The organism is Collinsella sp. TF11-5AC, from assembly GCF_003436775.1.
GTDB lineage: Bacteria > Actinomycetota > Coriobacteriia > Coriobacteriales > Coriobacteriaceae > Collinsella.
In genome coordinates this window covers 139,320-154,678 of the sequence record NZ_QSQO01000003.1, presented here as the reverse complement: position 1 = coordinate 154,678, position 15,359 = coordinate 139,320, and the positions used below count along the sequence as shown (strand labels likewise).

Genomic DNA, 15,359 nt, shown 5'->3' with positions numbered 1-15,359 from the left:
TGGATACGTGTGGCGGAATTACGATTAAGATGACGTCAACTGATTTGAATCATAGGAGAACGACCAAAGCTGTTTGATTCAATAAATGAACCATGATTTCGAGGAGAGCGGAAAGAGGGATCACGTGAATATCAATGACTTCGATGTGCTCAATCGCATTAGCTCAATCATCAACAGCGAGTTTGGGTCAAACGATGCCGCCATCGCTCGATATCTCATCGCTCACATTAGGCGTTCGAGCGAAATCAATGTTGCCGCAATAACCCGCGATGCATTCGTGACCCGTTCCGCTGTTCGTCGTTTCTGCAATCGATTGGGCTACCAGTCTCTTAGCGATTTGAAAGAATCATTTACTCAATCAGTCTTTCCAAGCGACTTAAGCCATCGAGAGGAGGAATTTGGCTACGAGGAGTACAGGGCAGAGCTCGACGTTCGCATGATCGAGATGTTCGCTGAGGTTGAAAGCGGCGTGTCCGATATCGCTATTAAGCACCTTGCCGACGAAATTGATGGCCATAAAAACGTTGAAATCTGGTGCACCAATAATGTGAGCGCCAATCTCGTACGATTTCAGCAGGAAATGTTTTATGCGGGCAAGATAGTTCGCATAGTTGCTGGGGCTAACGTCGCGGAATTGAAAAACATGGGAGACGTTTCGCAGTCATTGATAATTCTCGTATCGGTCTCCGGGCTATTTGCGCCACAGGCACGTGAGTATCTTGATTGCCGTTCGGGCAGGAAGATTCTAATTACTGCGTTTAGCAACGATGACAAATCGAGGTCTTTTGACCGTGTATATCGTCTTGGTAATGCGGGAAACGGAATTGACCGACTCGGCGTTTATTCGAAATATGCCATGACTTATTTCTTCGACTTGCTATCGTCGTGTTACTTGAGTCGCTACCCCTGCACCAAGGGGGAGCCGCTCTATGGGTCTACTTTGGCCTGGCCCGAGTAGTTCGGCTCTATAGTTCTCCCGCCTAGAGAATGAGCGTGGATAATCTGCCACTTTGGCCTCAGAAACACGCCAAAAGTGGGAGATTATCCACGCTCGATGTCAAACGGGAGAAAATCCACGCTGAATTGTGCCGGTGAAGGCCGATCACGACCTATGTAATAAGCGCAAGGGATCCGTTATCGAGGGTCGAGACTGCAGACATACTCCATCACGCCAAAGTGTGCCCTTGGGAAATGACGCCAGCATTGCCAAATTCATCACTCCACATAATCAAACTCAGCAAAACCGCAGGTCACGGCTATATAGATACGCCCGGAACCGTGTATCTAGAGGTTTTCGTTGACAGCCCCCAAGGTTGCATCGTATTATCTTTTTCGTTCGCGGGGGCGGCGGTCCAAAAGACCAAAGGACCTGCGGATACTTGAACGATTGGGAGTTTGCCCGAGTGGTTAATGGGGACGGGCTGTAAACCCGTTGGCTCTGCCTACATAGGTTCGAATCCTATAGCTCCCACCCGTCAAGTGCCTGTATAGCTCAGTCGGTAGAGCACTTCGTTGGTAACGAAGAGGTCACCAGTTCAAGTCTGGTTGCAGGCTCCATCCGGCGGTGTAGCTCAGTTGGTTAGAGCACACGGTTCATACCCGTGGCGTCACTGGTTCGAATCCAGTCACCGCTACCATAGGTAACACGGTGGCTTCTCAATAGTATGTTGAGAGGCCACTATGGTATAAAGGCAAAGTCCCGTCCGGGGACGACCTGTTTAGAGGAGGGCTTTATGGCCAAAGAGAAGTTTGAGCGCACTAAGCCGCATGTTAACATCGGCACCATTGGTCACGTCGACCACGGCAAGACCACGCTGACCGCCGCCATCACCAAGGTTCTCTCCGAGACCGAGGGCTGCAAGGCTGACTTCACTGCGTTCGAGAACATCGACAAGGCTCCCGAGGAGCGCGAGCGCGGCATTACGATCTCCGTCTCCCACGTCGAGTACGAGACTGCTGCCCGTCACTACGCTCACGTTGACTGCCCGGGCCACGCTGACTACGTCAAGAACATGATCTCCGGTGCTGCTCAGATGGACGGCGCTATCTTGGTCATCGCCGCTACCGACGGCCCCATGGCTCAGACCCGCGAGCACATCCTGCTCGCCCGTCAGGTTGGCGTTCCTTACATCGTCGTCTTCCTGAACAAGTGCGACATGGTTGACGATGACGAGCTCATCGACCTCGTCGAGATGGAGACCCGTGAGCTCCTCTCCGAGTACGATTTCCCCGGCGACGACATCCCCGTCATCCGTGGTTCCGCTCTGGGCGCTCTCGAGGGCGACGCCAAGTGGATGGACGCTATCCGCGAGCTCATGAACGCCGTCGACGAGTACATCCCGACGCCTGCTCGTAACAACGACCTCCCGTTCCTGATGGCCGTTGAGGACGTTATGACCATCTCCGGCCGTGGTACTGTTGCTACCGGCCGTGTCGAGCGCGGTGAGCTCAAGCTCAACGAGCCCGTCGAGATCGTCGGCATCAAGGATACCCAGAACACCGTCGTTACCGGTATCGAGATGTTCCGTAAGTCCATGGACTTCTGCGAGGCTGGCGACAACGTCGGTCTGCTGCTCCGCGGCATCAAGCGCGAGGACATCGAGCGCGGCCAGGTTCTCTGCAAGCCCGGTTCGGTTACCCCGCACACCAAGTTCACCGGCGAGATCTACGTTCTGACCAAGGAGGAGGGCGGCCGTCACACCCCGTTCTTCGATGGTTATCGTCCTCAGTTCTACTTCCGTACCACCGACGTTACCGGTACGGTCAAGCTCCCCGAGGGCACCGAGATGGCTATGCCTGGTGACCACATCACCATCGAGGGCGACCTCATCCACCCGATCGCCATGGAGGAGGGCCTGCGCTTCGCTATCCGCGAGGGTGGCCACACCGTCGGTTCGGGCATCGTCTCCACGATCATTGAGTAAATTAGCTCTCTGATAGTTGACTTAGAGAACCCGGCACTTATATGGGTGCCGGGTTCTTTTCTGCAATGGATATTGAGCCGTTGCTGGTGTCGAGAAGATCAATAATGGTCCTGGTTGCACCGTCGATTAGCTCTCGATGGCTTCATTGATGTGTTCCAAATATGAATGGATCCACCGAGAACCAATTGATTCGAGGTTTTCATTGACAGCACTTACATAGAGCTGATAAAGTACCATCTCGTGCCCGTACGGGGCGGAAATGAAAGGTTCAGGATAAATGCGTACTCTAGTTACTCTTGCGTGCACTGAGTGCAAGCGCCGCAACTATACGACCACCAAGAACAAGTCGAACATGCCTGATCGTATGGAGATCAAGAAGTATTGCCCCTGGTGCCGTCACCACACGTTGCACAAAGAGACTCGCTAGTCTCTAGTCATATACGCCAGTAGTTCAATTGGTAGAGCATCGGTCTCCAAAACCGAGTGTTGAGGGTTCGAGTCCTTCCTGGCGTGCCAGTCATTATTCCGTAAGCTCCCAATTGGGGGCTTACGGTTTACTCATGTATAAGCGCATTGCGCGGAGGTAACCCAAATGGCCAACAAGAAGAACAAGAAGAAGGCACAGCAGCAGGCGCCTGCCAATAACGCTGCCGCCAACTCCAAGGTTGAGGCCAAGAAGGCCGTTGCCAAGAAGAACGAGAAGGCTGCGAAGTCCAAGAAGAACGAGAAGCCTGGTTTCTTCGCCCGCACCAAGAAGTATTTCGCTTCGGTCAAGTCCGAGATGAAGCGTGTCACGTGGCCCGATAAGAAGGAGCTCGTGAACTACTCTGTCGTCGTTTGCGCTTCTCTGATCGTCGTCGGCGTCGTCATCGCTCTGCTCGATGCTGGCTTTGGCGAGGCTCTTGCTCTGTTCTCTGGATTGAGGGGCTAAACCATGTCTAAGCGTTGGTACGTCGTTCACACTTACTCTGGATACGAGAACCGCGTTAAGTCCGATCTCGAGCATCGCATCGAGACCATGGGCATGCAGGACCGTATCTTTGATATCGAGATTCCTATGGAGCGCGTCACCGAGATTAAAGAGGGTGGCAAGCGCGAGACCAAGGATTCTAAGATCTTCCCGGGTTATGTCCTGGTCCGCATGGAGATGGATGACGATGCTTGGACGTGCGTTCGCAACACGCCTGGCGTCACCGGTTTCCTGGGCGGCAACGGCAAGCCCGCTCCGCTTTCCCGCGACGAGTACAACAAGATGACTCGTCGTCCCGGTAAGGGCGATTCGCCCAAGCGCACCTCGGTCGATATTCAGGTCGGCACGTCCGTCCGCGTCACCGATGGCCCGCTTACCGACTTTGATGGCAAGGTCTCCGAGGTTAACACCGAGGCTGGCAAGCTCAAGGTCACGCTGATGATCTTTGGCCGCGAGACGCCGGTCGAGCTCGACTTTAACCAGGTCGCTGTCATCGCTTAAGTTTTCGTCCGTTCGCGCGAGCGTGCTTCTTCTGTGACTGCTCATCTCAGGAGTGCTTCTAACACGTGCGTGCTTACGATATAGCAAGTACTTCACACTCGTGATTCGAAAGGAATGACCATGGCTGAGAAGAAGGTTGCCAACGTCATTAAGCTCCAGATTCCTGCTGGTGCAGCTAACCCCGCTCCTCCCGTCGGCCCCGCCCTGGGCGCTGCTGGCGTGAACATCATGCAGTTCTGCCAGGCCTTTAACGCCGAGACGCAGGACAAGAAGGGCGACATCATCCCCGTTGAGATCTCTGTCTACGAGGACAAGTCCTTCTCCTTCATCACCAAGACCCCGCCGGCGGCTCATCTCATCAAGAAGGAGCTGAACCTCAAGTCTGGTTCCGCTAAGCCCCAGGCCGACAAGGTTGGTCAGCTTTCCCAGGAGCAGCTCACCAAGATCGCCGAGATCAAGATGCCGGACCTCAATGCCAACGACATTGACGCCGCCAAGAAGATTATCGCCGGTACCGCCCGTTCCATGGGCGTCACCATCGCTGAGTAGCGATTTCTTTAGGTAATGACGCGTGCTCCGACCGGGGCGCGCGTTATATGTGTGCAATAGGGCACACGATACGATGTGGGAGGGCTCACGCCCGTTTGACCACAGGAGGTAATGCACATGGCTAAGCATGGTAAGAGCTATAACGCCGCTGCCGAGAAGATCGACCGCGCCACGCTCTACACCCCCCTTCAGGCTGCCAAGCTCATCAAGGAGCTCGACACCGCCAAGTTCGACGAGACCGTCGAGGCCCACTTCCGTCTGGGCATCGATACTCGTAAGGCTGACCAGAACATCCGTGGTTCCATCTCCCTGCCCCACGGCACCGGCAAGACCGTTCGTGTTGCCGTCTTCGCCGAGGGCGAGAAGGCCCGCGAGGCTGAGGCTGCCGGCGCCGACATCATCGGTTCCGACGAGCTTGTCGCCCAGATTCAGAAGGGCGAGATCAACTTCGACGCCGCTATCGCTACGCCGAACATGATGGCCAAGGTTGGCCGCATCGGTAAGATCCTTGGTCCCCGTGGCCTCATGCCGAACCCCAAGCTCGGCACCGTGACCATGGACGTCGCCAAGATGGTCTCCGAGCTCAAGGCTGGCCGCGTTGAGTACCGCGCCGACCGCTACGGCATCTGCCACGTGCCCCTGGGCAAGAAGTCCTTCTCTGAGCAGCAGCTCGTCGAGAACTACGCTGCCCTGTACACCGAGATCCTGCGCGTCAAGCCCTCTTCTGCTAAGGGCAAGTACGTCAAGTCCATCTCCGTGTCTTCCACCATGGGCCCTGGCGTCAAGGTCGATCCCGCTATCCAGCGCGACTTCCTGGCTGAGTAACTAACAGTTACTGCCTGAGCAAAGCAAGCATTGCTAAAGAGACCCGGTTCTGCCTCGTGCAGGACCGGGTCTCTTGCTTTTGAGTCAACGAAACCACCACGAAGGGGACAGGCACCCTTGTGGTGGTTTTACTTGTGTTGTACTTTAGCGCGATGTAGTACTACCCGAGGCCGAAGGGAGCCCAACATGTTTAAGAACACGCAACAGCTCCTAGGCCTAGCGCTACTAGATTGGATAGCGCGCTAGGGTTGTAATCTCGCTATAACGATTTGTTGTACCCGGGTGCGCTATCGTCTGCCGCTTTCAGGCGTGATGAGCGACACGGGTATTTTTCTATCTCTAGGCCTTCTCTCTCCTGAAAGCCATCTGTCATAAAACGGTCAATCAGGAGGAACATATAAGCCGCAAAATCACAATCTTTGACGCCACCCTGTGCGACGGTGAGCAGTCGCCGGGCGCCAGCATGAATACCGAGGAAAAGCTCTTCATCGCCCGCCAGCTGGTGCGCATGAACGTGGACGTTATCGAGGCGGGCTTTCCCATCTCGAGTCCTGGTGACTTTCGCTCCGTACAGGAGATTGGCAAGATTGCGGGCGACCGATGCACGGTATGCGGCCTGACGCGCGCTGTCGACAGGGATATCGAAGTGGCTGCAGAGGCGCTCAAAACGGCCCAGAGGCCCCGTATCCATACAGGGCTGGGTGTGAGCACCAGTCACCTGCGCGACAAGCTCCATATGACTGAGGAAAGGGCAATTGAGTGAGCGATTCATGCCGTCAAACATGCTCGCAAGTTCGTTGACGATGTTGAGTTTTATGCCGAGGATGCCGGCCGCTCCGATCAGGAGTTTCTGGTGCGCATTATCGAGGCGGCCGTAAAGGCCGGTGCCACGGTCGTGAACATCCCCGATACGATGGGCTACAACATGCCGTGGGACTTTGGCGCCCGCATTCGTGACCTGCGCGGGCGCTGCGGGTGCGGCCGGTCAGCGTGCGGTCGACGTGATGGAGTATCGCGAGTACGAGATTGAGCGCATTGCGCGCCAGGCATTTGAGGCGGCGCGCAAACGTCGCGGCAAGGTGACGAGCGTTGATAAGCGCAACGTGCTGGAGACGAGCCGCATGTGGCGCGAGATCGTGCATCGCGTGCAAGACGAGGAGTACTCCGACGTGGAGCTTGAGGACCTGCTCGTCGACAACGCCGCCATGCAGCTCATCAGTCGACCGGCAGACTTTGACGTCGTGGTGACGGAGAACATGTTCGGCGACATCCTGTCCGATGAGGCGGCTCAGATTACCGGATCGCTTGGTATGCTTGCCTCTGCCTCGCTGGATGATGGCGTATCGCTGTTTGGGCCGAGCGCTGGCAGCGCTCCTGACATCGCGGGGCTCGGCGTGGCCAATCCGCTGGCTCAAATCTTGTCGGTGGCGATGCTGCTGACCTACGCGCTCGACATGGGCGAGCAAGCCGCGTGGATCGAGAGCGCCGTGGCGCGCGTGCTCGACGAGGGCTGGCGCACCCGTGACATCGCCGATGTCAACACCCCGGCAGATAAGATCCTGGGCACCACGACGATGGGCGACAAGGTCGTCGCCGCGCTGTAGGCGATGCCGATTCAAGCTGTCAAATATCTCAATCTGTAACATCTAAGGGGCAAAATCGTTCCTACCTGTTACAGATTGAGATTTTCGGCCGAGCATCCGTGGTCTGTCTCGATCTGTAACAGCTAACCGATTATTTGGGCCCTACCTGTTACAGATTGAGACAAACCGTTGGGACAGGTCGGACGAGTCAGCAAAACCACCACAAAGGTGCCGGTCCCCTTCGTGGTGGTTTTTAGAGCAACGAGGTGTTCCCAGCCGACCATACGGGCGGCCTTGCGCTCACGCTGCTCGATGACAGCGCATCTTTAGACGCGAAGTGCGGAACCGGGTGCATATACGAGCCGCGTAGCGTTACGAATTCATGGGAATGACCGTATCGCCAATTTGTACGCTTGCAATCTTGTCTGTGTCACAAACTTGCGAGAACGGCCAGGTCTTGTGGACATCAGTGGTGCCGTTATCCAGTTTATTTGCGAAATAGCCGCTGTGGCTGGTTGCGTCCTCAACATGACCGTCTTTGAACGTCACGATGAGGGGTATGTTGCCAACGGCATCCATAGACTCCTCCATGTTTTGAGACATCTTGCCGCTGTTGTTGTCGTGTTCGATGGAACGATCTATGTTGTAGCGGACTGAAACGCCAACGCAGGATACGGTGGCCTCTTGAATCGTCGCCTTGGTGCCGTTAAAGTTGACCGATTTGGGCGCGGGAATCGTAACGGATGTATCTTCGTAATTCAGCTGGAACTTAAGATCCCATGGGCCCGTAAGTATTTTCTTATACTCGGGAAGCTCTTTGCCAGCACGTGGCACAACGAGAGAGTTGATATGCGTGCGGACGGTCCTGCCCATAAGGCCGGGTGATTCAACGCTGAACTGTGCAAAGTATTGAATGCTGGAGTCATTGGGGTTCTTGTCAATGAGCCATGATTGGCCTTGGCCGCCATGCTCGCCATCAACGTATACGTTTCCATCGACACTTCCGGCGATAGTTCCGTTCTCGCCCGGCTCGGAAAGCTTTTTCAGGGCAGCGGGATCGTCGAACGTAAGCGTATAGGCGATGGTAACCATATCCTTGTCGCCCATGATGGCGTCGGCGGTCACGGTGACTCCGTTGTTGGAGCAGCTAGCACCGACGGGCCGGCCAATACGGTCGATGATCTCGGTTTGAGAAGCAGGTCCGTCAAAGATGTCGGAAAGCATGTCAGAAGGAAGCGGCAGGACGCCTGTTGCCATAGCCGTGCCAGCGCCTCCAATGACGATAGCGAGGACTGCCGTTACAGCGGCAATGCGAGCGACTGTTCTTACGGGATGGCGGGCGATGCGCGGCTTGCGTCGCGTGCCATTAAAGTTGCTTTGAGCGGTCGCCGCATCGCTCGAGGCGACGGACTGAGCAATCGAGTTTGCCATGTGCTGCTTCGCATTATCGGTAAACGAAATGTGCTCCAGGGCGTGGCGATAGTCATTCGAATTCGTAGTCATTGTGGTCTCCTTTCAAGGAAAGCCGAAGTGACGCACGTCCGCGGCTAAGGTGCTGGGCGGTTGCAGCTGGCGTCGCGTGAACGGCGTCTGCGATTTCCCTGATGCTCATGCCTGCGTAGTAGTGCAAAAAGATGGCGATGCGCTGTGCTTGAGGCAGGGCCGTGACAGCGGAAAGAATGGCGCAGTCGCGTTGCGCGAATTCTTGCTCGGTATGTGTTACGGGTGCGCAGAAATCGGGGAGCGAATCGAGGTCGACAACCGGGTGATTCGCGTGCGTACGGCCGATATCGCGACATGCGTTCAGTGCGACTCGGATCACCCAAGCACGTTCGTGTTCGAGCGAGTCGAACGGTTGAGTGCGTTGGAGAATCTTGATCAGCGTGTCCTGGCAGATGTCTTGAGCGTCGTCAGCGGATCCAAGGGCCGAATAGCACAATCGAAGGATGAGGTCGGAATACGTGTCGACCAAGCGCTTTGCTTCCCGCTCGATCTGATCGGCATCGCATCGGAGCGTGCTATTGCGGTTACGGCGTGCAGGCATAGTGTCACCTCCAATTGGTCGTGGTGGATATAGGGAAGGCGTCTCGCGAGGTCCCTCTACATACAACACGGTCGAGACTGCATAAGTTGACAAAAAAAGACGGCACGTGAGCGCCGTCCTTACAAAACAATGAGTGTTCTCGTTAATTACACAAGCACCGTGATGGACAGGTCGGACGAGTCAGCAAAACCACCATAAAGGTGCCTATCCCCTTCGTGGTGGTTGTTGGCAGTTACCAGGGGGTTCTGGCGGTTGAAGACTCGATTGCTTCGTGGCGTTTGAGCTCGCGGCGCATGGTTTGCGAGTTGAGCCAAGCGGCCTTCCAACCGCGCGTGGGGTAGCGCGCCTCGTCAATTTCGATCTTGGTATAGCCGCAGGCGTTGACAATCTTCGTTCCGCATGGGTGTTGGCGCTCGCGTTGAAAGTTGGGGCCGTAGCTTTGGTGCACATGCCCGTGAACCATATAGTCGGGACCCCAAGACTCAAGAGCCGCATTAAAGCACCCGAATCCTCGATGCGGCAGGTCGTCCAGGTCGCCCATGCCTGCGACGGGTGCATGGGTAAGTAGAATATCGCATCCGTCTACCAGTGCGATTTTTCGCGATAGCTTGCGCATGCGTTTTGCCATCTCGCGCTCGGTATACATGTTCGCGCCGTCGCGGTAGCGCATGGAACCGCCCAGACCCGCAATGCGAATACCTCGGTACACATATACGCTGTCCTCAACACAAATGCACCCGCCCGGTGCATGGCGCGCGTAGCGGTCGTCGTGGTTGCCACGAACGTACACAAGCGGTTTGTTGATGACAGTGACCAAAAACTCAAGATAGTCCGGATCCAGGTCGCCTGCGGATAGAATCAGGTCAACGTCCTCAAAGCGCTCCTTGCGAAAACATTCCCACAGGCAGCGCTCCTCTACATCGGCAATGGCTAGGATATTCATAGGGCACGGACCTCCGGCTCGTTATCGAGCTGCGGAATCGAGCCTATAACGTTGTCAGCCAGCCAGTTCATCTCGACAATCTGCGTACTCGGCAGGGGAGGGAAGCCCTCAATCTGAACCACGCCGTCCTGGCTGTGGAGCTCGCCGCCAAATGGGTTGATGGAGCCCTCGACAATGCCGTTGCGAAGCAGCTGCACAAGTTTACGCGTCTGATAGGGTAGGCCCGGAGCGTAGCGAATATCGATGACGCCGGAGCTCATACCGTACCAGTAGTTGACGGCGCGCACCTGCTGGTCATCGGCGGTCTCGTCCCATGTGCCGTGCAGTAGGCTGCGTACGATGAGTTCGTAGTAACGGCCCCAGTTCCATACCGGCATAGCAATACCGGTAACTTCCTTGCCGTTTACCAGACGGTGAAGCCCGTAGGCGGTGGGGTCCTCGAGAGACTTGGACATATCGGCGCCGGTCATGACGCTCACGCCTTCGCGGCACATGGCCTCGGCAAGGCCTCCGGCGGGCACATCGCCCCAGGTCAGGATAATTTGCGCACGGGGGTCGAGCAGCGAGGCGCCAATCGCAAAGGCGTTGATCTCGCTGAGTGCGCCCGAGGCGAAGACTGACGCGTGATAACCGATGCGGTGGTTGTCCGCCATGCTGGCGGCAAGGGCGCCCAGGAGAAACTTGGCCTCGTACATCTTGCCAAAGTACGATCGGACGCTTTGGTGGGGAAGGCCGATAGAGCAGTTAAGGAACCGAACCTGGGGATACTCAACCGCAGCCCTGAGCGTGTATTCCATCAGGCGGTGCGAGGTCGAGAAGATGACGTTTGCTCCATGTTTGACAGCCGTTTCCACGGCGGCGTAGAACACGTCCGGATCGTGACAGTCCTCGAACGCCTCGGTGCGCACGATACCGCCAAAGTGCTCATCGAGATACTGACGTCCTTGGTCGTGCAGGCTGTCCCAGCTCGACGTCGCACAGGGGAACTCATGGATAAAGGCGATGCGCAGGGGGTTGGCCGCCGAATAGACGGTCTTGCCCATAAAGAAGTTGAGCACGCCGGAGGTGGACTTGGCGGGTGTCTCTTGCTCATCGACGCTCGGCGCTTCGACAAGATCGACCTTGTCCTCGTCATTTTTGCCGGCAATGACCAGCTCGCGCCAAATCTTGCACAGGCGGTTTACGACGATGTCCGTCGGCGTATCCAGTAGACGGTCTTGGTTGTACACGTTGAGGTAGACGAGCATGGCGTCGGCGGGCGTAATGTCCAGGTGGTCGCCGCCTGCGCGAAGATAGGCGCGCTTAAAGAGCAGGAAGGTGTGACGTAGGTAGTCGACCTTCTTTTGAGGCCATTTTTCGACAAGATCTTGGCCGAGCATTTTGGCAAGCATCTCGTAGCTGCCCTCGCGCGAAAACTCAATCTCGTACAGGGGGCATACGTACCAAAAGGCGCAAAACTCACCGTACAGGCGGCTCTCGACGGAATCCCACTTACCGGGGTACAGACGCGTCACCTTGGCCGAGACCGTCGGAGCGTCAAGGAATTTGAGGACGCTGACACGCTTGTTGCCCTCTTGGACGTAAAAGCGGTGCATGAACTCGGTGACGATGATGGGGTCGCGGTAGCCCTCGGAGATTTGGATATCGTAGAGGTTGGACCATTTGCGGGCGAATTCGGTATTCCAGGGGAGCAGCGGCATAAAGTTACACGAAAAGGCGGACTGGCGACCTTTGGTAACCGTGCCGACGACCATTTCGAGCGGAATGTCCCGCAGGCCGATGTTCTCGCGCTGCCCGCAGGGAAGCTGGGCGACCAAGCTGTCGAGGTCCGTAAGATATGGATGCTCGCTTTGGCTGATGGCGCGACGGCGTTCCTGTTCGCCGCGCTTGCGCGCTTGACGATAGGCCTCTTCCATGGTGTCTACTCCCTTAGTCGTTTAAACAACGATATGAACCATGGTACCACGATGCGAAACCACCACAAAGGTGCCTGTCCCCTTTGCGGTGGTTTTAGGCGATGATGGGGGCGATGGCGCGGATGCAGGCGTCGGCTGCCGTAAAGGTGGTGCTGTCGTCACTGACGATAAAGATGATCTTACCCTTAATGCCAAAGTCGCCGATCTCGCTAAAGAGCACGTAGGGTTCCTTGTCAAAGCCCGAGATGGGTGAAACGGCGACCTTGGTGGCACAGGCGAGCTCGTCTGCCAGCGCATCGAGCGAGTCCCACTTTGACGTGTCCTTCACCGCGACGGGAACGACAACGCGTCCAAAGGGCATGAGGTGCACGAGTGTGTTCTTGGAGATGTTGGAGTTGGGGACGATGATGGTCTGTCCGCAGGCGTCCTCGATGGTCGTGTGGCGCCAAGTGATGTCCTGGACCACGCCCGACACGCCGCCGACCTCGATATTGTCGCCGGGCTTGATGATGCCCATAAAGGTCACTTGCATGCCGCCGATAAGGTTTGATAGCGTGTCCTGAAAGCCGAGCGAGATGGCGATGCCGCCGACGCCAAGAGCGGCGACGAGCGCGTTTGCGTTAATGCCAAAGCAGTTGTCGAGGATAAAGCTGCCGCCGATCATCCAAATGACGGCACGCGCGATGTTGATGAAGATGCTCGATGCGGGAAGCGGGTTGTCGTCTCGGTTGAGTAGGTGGCGCAGGGTCTTGGATGCCACCTTGGCGGCGATGGCGGTGACTATTACCAAGATGACGGCCCAGATGATGTTGTGGACCCAGCGCTGCTCAAAGAAATGAAGAATCGGTTCAAACAATTCCATGTAGGGAAAACCTCCTAATGATCATTCAACCATGATACCCACCAAAAGGCCCGTCCGATCACATCGGACGGGCCGATAACTTGAGATGGGGTGGCCGCGGTGGCGTAAGCTGGGCCGCCGGCGAGCACGCCGGCAAGGAGTGCGGCGGTCAAGCAAGACGGGGAAGGAGTCTTCTCATGGCAGTTTCCTTAGTTCTTAACCAGTGGTTCCTGCTGACGCTGGATTATCGACATAATATGCGAAAACCGCCGCAAGGGCGTCTGTCCCTTTGCGGCGGTTTTGACGTTTGCGCAGATAAAACCTGCCAAAATAAACCTGTCCCTTTTTGGTAGGTTTAGCTCAGCAGCATGCGGTCGTTGGCGAGCTCGCCGCCCGAGACCTCCTCGAACTTCTGCAGCAGGTCGGCGACGGTGAGCGACTTCTTCTCGTCGCCGGCCACGTCGTAGATCACATGGCCCTCGTGCATCATGATCAGACGGTTGCCCAGACGGATGGCGTCATTCATGTTGTGCGTAACCATGAGCGTGGTCAGATGGTTTTCGTCGACAATCTCCTCGGTCAGGTTGAGCACCTTAGAGGCCGTCTTGGGGTCGAGGGCCGCCGTGTGCTCGTCGAGCAGCAGCAGGCGCGGCTTGGTGAGCGTGGCCATCAGCAGGGTGAGTGCCTGGCGCTGGCCGCCCGAGAGCAGGCCGACCTTGGCGTTGAGACGCGTGTCCAGACCGAGGTCCAGGCGCTTGAGCAGTTCAACGTACTCGTCCTTCTCGGCCTTGGTGACGCCCCACGAAAGACCGCGACGCTGGCCGCGGCGCTTGGCGAGGGCCAGGTTTTCGGCAATTTGCATGTCGGCTGCGGTGCCGCGCATGGGGTCCTGGAACACACGGCCCAGGTACTTGGCGCGCTGCGACTCGCTCAGACGCGAGATGTCGGTGCCGTCGAGCTCAATAACACCCGAATCAAGCGGATACACGCCGGCGATCATATTGAGCAGCGTGGACTTGCCGGCGCCGTTGCCGCCAATCACGGTTACAAAGTCGCCATCGTTGAGGGTGAGGTCGACGTCGGTGAGCGCGCGCTTCTCGGTGACGGTGCCCTTGTTAAAGGTCTTCTTGACGTGCGAGAGCTTAAGCATCTGCCTCATCTCCCTTCGTGTAGGAGCTGCGGAGCTTATAGCGCTCCCAAACCACGGGCACGCACAGGGCCACGGCGACGATCACGGCGGAGAGCAGCTTCATGTCGTTGGCGTCCATGCCCAGTTGCAGCACGATGGCGCGGATGAGGAAGTACACCACGGAGCCAAAGACGGCGGAGGCCAGACGGACGGAGAACTGCGTGAGACCGCCGGGCAGCAGGCGGCCGAGCACCTCGCCGATGACGATGGCGGCAAGACCGATAACGATGGCGCCGGTACCCATGCCAATGTCGGCATACTTCTGGCTCTGGCAGATGAGCGCACCCGAAAGGCCAATGAGGGCGTTGGAGAGCACGAGGGCGATCATTTTGGTGGAGTTGGTGTTGACGCCTAGGGCGCGGATCATGTACTCGTTGTTGCCGGTGGCACGCAGCGCCGAGCCGATCTCGGTGCCAAAGAACCAGTACAGGATGGCGACGATGGCCACGGCCAGCACAATGCCTAGGATAATGGCAACAGTGGACTGCGGCAGGCCCGTCATGTTGCTGACGGATGAGAAGATAGTGCCCTTGGCAAGGATGGGCGTGTTGGACTTGCCCATGATGCGCAGGTTGATGGACCACAGACTGATCTGCGTAAGGATTCCGGCGAGGATTGCGGGAATCTCAAAGACGGTGGTCAAGATGCCCGTGACGGCGCCCGCGATGGCGCCGGCGCACATGCCGGCCAGCACGGCGAGCAAGGGGTCGACGTTATTGTTGACGATGAGTACGGCGCAGACACAGCCGCCGAGGGCAAAGCTGCCGTCGCAGGTCATATCGGGGATGTCGAGCAGGCGGAACGTGATAAACACGCCAAGCACCATAATGCCCCAGAGGACGCCCTGCGAAACGGCGCCCTGCAATGCAATGAGCATGCTTCATACCTCCTAGGATAGGGTTGACACGTGATTTTCCATAATAGCGGTACCAATGCATAAAAGAGCTGCGGACGGATGTTTTGTCTCATCCGAAACAAGCAGGGCGAACGCCGGTCTTTAGCGTTCGCCCCAAGGACTCAGATATTGAATAACGCGGCTGTGGCGCGCGTGCGGGCCCTAGACGCGTTACCGCG

16 protein-coding genes, 4 tRNA genes and 1 pseudogene are annotated in these 15,359 nt (G+C 56.9%); 14 read left to right on the top strand and 7 right to left on the bottom strand.

Annotated elements, in window-relative coordinates; genetic code table 11:
• Window positions 1–124: 124 nt before the first annotated feature.
• The 13 genes and pseudogenes from DXD16_RS02910 (at window position 125) to DXD16_RS02850 (ending at window position 7,373) form a co-directional block, all read left to right on the top strand.
• Entirely contained in the window at window positions 125–958 is an 834-nt protein-coding gene (locus tag DXD16_RS02910; protein WP_158551516.1) for a MurR/RpiR family transcriptional regulator, read from the top strand.
• Window positions 959–1,389: 431 nt separating this feature from the next.
• Window positions 1,390–1,471 (top strand) — tRNA-Tyr (locus DXD16_RS02905).
• 10 nt (window positions 1,472–1,481) lie between these two features.
• Window positions 1,482–1,557, top strand: a tRNA-Thr gene (locus DXD16_RS02900).
• A gap of 3 nt (window positions 1,558–1,560) precedes the next feature.
• Window positions 1,561–1,637, top strand: a tRNA-Met gene (locus DXD16_RS02895).
• A 96-nt stretch (window positions 1,638–1,733) separates the two neighbouring features.
• Window positions 1,734–2,924, top strand: coding sequence for an elongation factor Tu (gene tuf, locus DXD16_RS02890; RefSeq protein ID WP_117563790.1), 1,191 nt, complete (start codon window positions 1,734–1,736; stop codon window positions 2,922–2,924).
• Window positions 2,925–3,201: 277 nt separating this feature from the next.
• Window positions 3,202–3,351 carry a 50S ribosomal protein L33 gene (rpmG, locus tag DXD16_RS02885; RefSeq protein WP_117655047.1) on the top strand — a complete coding sequence of 50 codons (150 nt, stop codon included), beginning with the start codon at window positions 3,202–3,204 and terminating at the stop codon, window positions 3,349–3,351.
• Window positions 3,352–3,364: 13 nt separating this feature from the next.
• Window positions 3,365–3,440 (top strand) — tRNA-Trp (locus DXD16_RS02880).
• A gap of 76 nt (window positions 3,441–3,516) precedes the next feature.
• Window positions 3,517–3,855, top strand: a complete 339-nt coding sequence (gene secE / locus DXD16_RS02875) for a preprotein translocase subunit SecE (protein WP_006234983.1) — start codon at window positions 3,517–3,519, stop codon at window positions 3,853–3,855.
• Window positions 3,856–3,858: 3 nt separating this feature from the next.
• The gene (nusG, locus tag DXD16_RS02870) at window positions 3,859–4,395 is read left to right on the top strand and encodes a transcription termination/antitermination protein NusG (protein WP_006234984.1); all 537 of its coding nucleotides are present in this window, start codon (window positions 3,859–3,861) and stop codon (window positions 4,393–4,395) included.
• A 120-nt stretch (window positions 4,396–4,515) separates the two neighbouring features.
• On the top strand, window positions 4,516–4,944 hold the full coding sequence (gene rplK, locus DXD16_RS02865) for a 50S ribosomal protein L11 (RefSeq protein ID WP_022093893.1): 429 nt from the start codon (window positions 4,516–4,518) through the stop codon (window positions 4,942–4,944).
• A gap of 117 nt (window positions 4,945–5,061) precedes the next feature.
• Window positions 5,062–5,769, top strand: a complete 708-nt coding sequence (rplA, locus tag DXD16_RS02860) for a 50S ribosomal protein L1 (protein ID WP_089572518.1) — start codon at window positions 5,062–5,064, stop codon at window positions 5,767–5,769.
• A gap of 463 nt (window positions 5,770–6,232) precedes the next feature.
• Window positions 6,233–6,799: pseudogene (locus DXD16_RS02855) on the top strand (hypothetical protein).
• Window positions 6,723–7,373: an isocitrate/isopropylmalate family dehydrogenase gene (locus DXD16_RS02850; RefSeq protein WP_233502585.1), complete on the top strand. Its 651-nt coding sequence runs from the start codon at window positions 6,723–6,725 to the stop codon at window positions 7,371–7,373. The pseudogene DXD16_RS02855 and the gene DXD16_RS02850 overlap by 77 nt, the downstream one beginning before the upstream one ends.
• Before the next feature lie 351 nt (window positions 7,374–7,724).
• Here DXD16_RS02850 and DXD16_RS02845 read toward each other — a convergent pair whose 3' ends face one another.
• From DXD16_RS02845 to DXD16_RS02825, 5 genes are all read right to left on the bottom strand, one after another.
• On the bottom strand, window positions 7,725–8,855 hold the full coding sequence (locus tag DXD16_RS02845; RefSeq protein ID WP_117635373.1) for a DUF4179 domain-containing protein: 1,131 nt from the start codon (window positions 8,853–8,855) through the stop codon (window positions 7,725–7,727).
• Window positions 8,836–9,396, bottom strand: a complete 561-nt coding sequence (locus DXD16_RS02840; protein WP_117583099.1) for an RNA polymerase sigma factor — start codon at window positions 9,394–9,396, stop codon at window positions 8,836–8,838. Before DXD16_RS02840 ends, DXD16_RS02845 begins: the two co-directional genes overlap by 20 nt.
• Window positions 9,397–9,628: 232 nt before the next feature.
• The gene (locus tag DXD16_RS02835; protein ID WP_117655046.1) at window positions 9,629–10,339 is read right to left on the bottom strand and encodes a metallophosphoesterase; all 711 of its coding nucleotides are present in this window, start codon (window positions 10,337–10,339) and stop codon (window positions 9,629–9,631) included.
• Window positions 10,336–12,255 carry a BMP family ABC transporter substrate-binding protein gene (locus DXD16_RS02830; protein WP_117655045.1) on the bottom strand — a complete coding sequence of 640 codons (1,920 nt, stop codon included), beginning with the start codon at window positions 12,253–12,255 and terminating at the stop codon, window positions 10,336–10,338. The genes DXD16_RS02835 and DXD16_RS02830 overlap by 4 nt, the downstream gene beginning before the upstream one ends.
• 94 nt (window positions 12,256–12,349) lie before the next feature.
• The gene (locus DXD16_RS02825; RefSeq protein WP_117635370.1) at window positions 12,350–13,117 is read right to left on the bottom strand and encodes a mechanosensitive ion channel family protein; all 768 of its coding nucleotides are present in this window, start codon (window positions 13,115–13,117) and stop codon (window positions 12,350–12,352) included.
• A gap of 176 nt (window positions 13,118–13,293) precedes the next feature.
• On the opposite strand from DXD16_RS02825, the gene DXD16_RS10280 reads away from it, so the two are divergent.
• Window positions 13,294–13,449: a hypothetical protein gene (locus DXD16_RS10280; RefSeq protein WP_158551514.1), complete on the top strand. Its 156-nt coding sequence runs from the start codon at window positions 13,294–13,296 to the stop codon at window positions 13,447–13,449.
• A 2-nt stretch (window positions 13,450–13,451) separates the two neighbouring features.
• Here the strand turns inward: DXD16_RS10280 and DXD16_RS02820 are convergent, their stop codons facing one another.
• Both DXD16_RS02820 and DXD16_RS02815 read right to left on the bottom strand, forming a co-directional pair.
• Window positions 13,452–14,246 (bottom strand): ABC transporter ATP-binding protein, encoded by a 795-nt coding sequence (locus DXD16_RS02820; RefSeq protein WP_117655044.1) that lies wholly within the window; start codon window positions 14,244–14,246, stop codon window positions 13,452–13,454.
• On the bottom strand, window positions 14,239–15,162 hold the full coding sequence (locus DXD16_RS02815) for an ABC transporter permease (RefSeq protein WP_117655043.1): 924 nt from the start codon (window positions 15,160–15,162) through the stop codon (window positions 14,239–14,241). The genes DXD16_RS02820 and DXD16_RS02815 overlap by 8 nt, the downstream gene beginning before the upstream one ends.
• Between the last annotated feature and the right edge of the window lie 197 nt (window positions 15,163–15,359).

What these genes read in the sequence shown, in the direction of transcription:
- DXD16_RS10280 (WP_158551514.1), top strand. Translation starts at nt 13,294, where the DNA reads ATGGCAGTTTCCTTAGTTCTTAACCAGTGGTTCCTGCTGACGCTGGAT.
- DXD16_RS02820 (WP_117655044.1), bottom strand. Translation starts at nt 14,246, where the DNA reads ATGCTTAAGCTCTCGCACGTCAAGAAGACCTTTAACAAGGGCACCGTC.
- secE (WP_006234983.1), top strand. Translation starts at nt 3,517, where the DNA reads ATGGCCAACAAGAAGAACAAGAAGAAGGCACAGCAGCAGGCGCCTGCC.
- nusG (WP_006234984.1), top strand. Translation starts at nt 3,859, where the DNA reads ATGTCTAAGCGTTGGTACGTCGTTCACACTTACTCTGGATACGAGAAC.
- DXD16_RS02840 (WP_117583099.1), bottom strand. Translation starts at nt 9,396, where the DNA reads ATGCCTGCACGCCGTAACCGCAATAGCACGCTCCGATGCGATGCCGAT.
- DXD16_RS02825 (WP_117635370.1), bottom strand. Translation starts at nt 13,117, where the DNA reads ATGGAATTGTTTGAACCGATTCTTCATTTCTTTGAGCAGCGCTGGGTC.
- tuf (WP_117563790.1), top strand. Translation starts at nt 1,734, where the DNA reads ATGGCCAAAGAGAAGTTTGAGCGCACTAAGCCGCATGTTAACATCGGC.
- rpmG (WP_117655047.1), top strand. Translation starts at nt 3,202, where the DNA reads ATGCGTACTCTAGTTACTCTTGCGTGCACTGAGTGCAAGCGCCGCAAC.
- DXD16_RS02830 (WP_117655045.1), bottom strand. Translation starts at nt 12,255, where the DNA reads ATGGAAGAGGCCTATCGTCAAGCGCGCAAGCGCGGCGAACAGGAACGC.
- rplK (WP_022093893.1), top strand. Translation starts at nt 4,516, where the DNA reads ATGGCTGAGAAGAAGGTTGCCAACGTCATTAAGCTCCAGATTCCTGCT.
- DXD16_RS02845 (WP_117635373.1), bottom strand. Translation starts at nt 8,855, where the DNA reads ATGACTACGAATTCGAATGACTATCGCCACGCCCTGGAGCACATTTCG.
- DXD16_RS02815 (WP_117655043.1), bottom strand. Translation starts at nt 15,162, where the DNA reads ATGCTCATTGCATTGCAGGGCGCCGTTTCGCAGGGCGTCCTCTGGGGC.
- DXD16_RS02835 (WP_117655046.1), bottom strand. Translation starts at nt 10,339, where the DNA reads ATGAATATCCTAGCCATTGCCGATGTAGAGGAGCGCTGCCTGTGGGAA.
- rplA (WP_089572518.1), top strand. Translation starts at nt 5,062, where the DNA reads ATGGCTAAGCATGGTAAGAGCTATAACGCCGCTGCCGAGAAGATCGAC.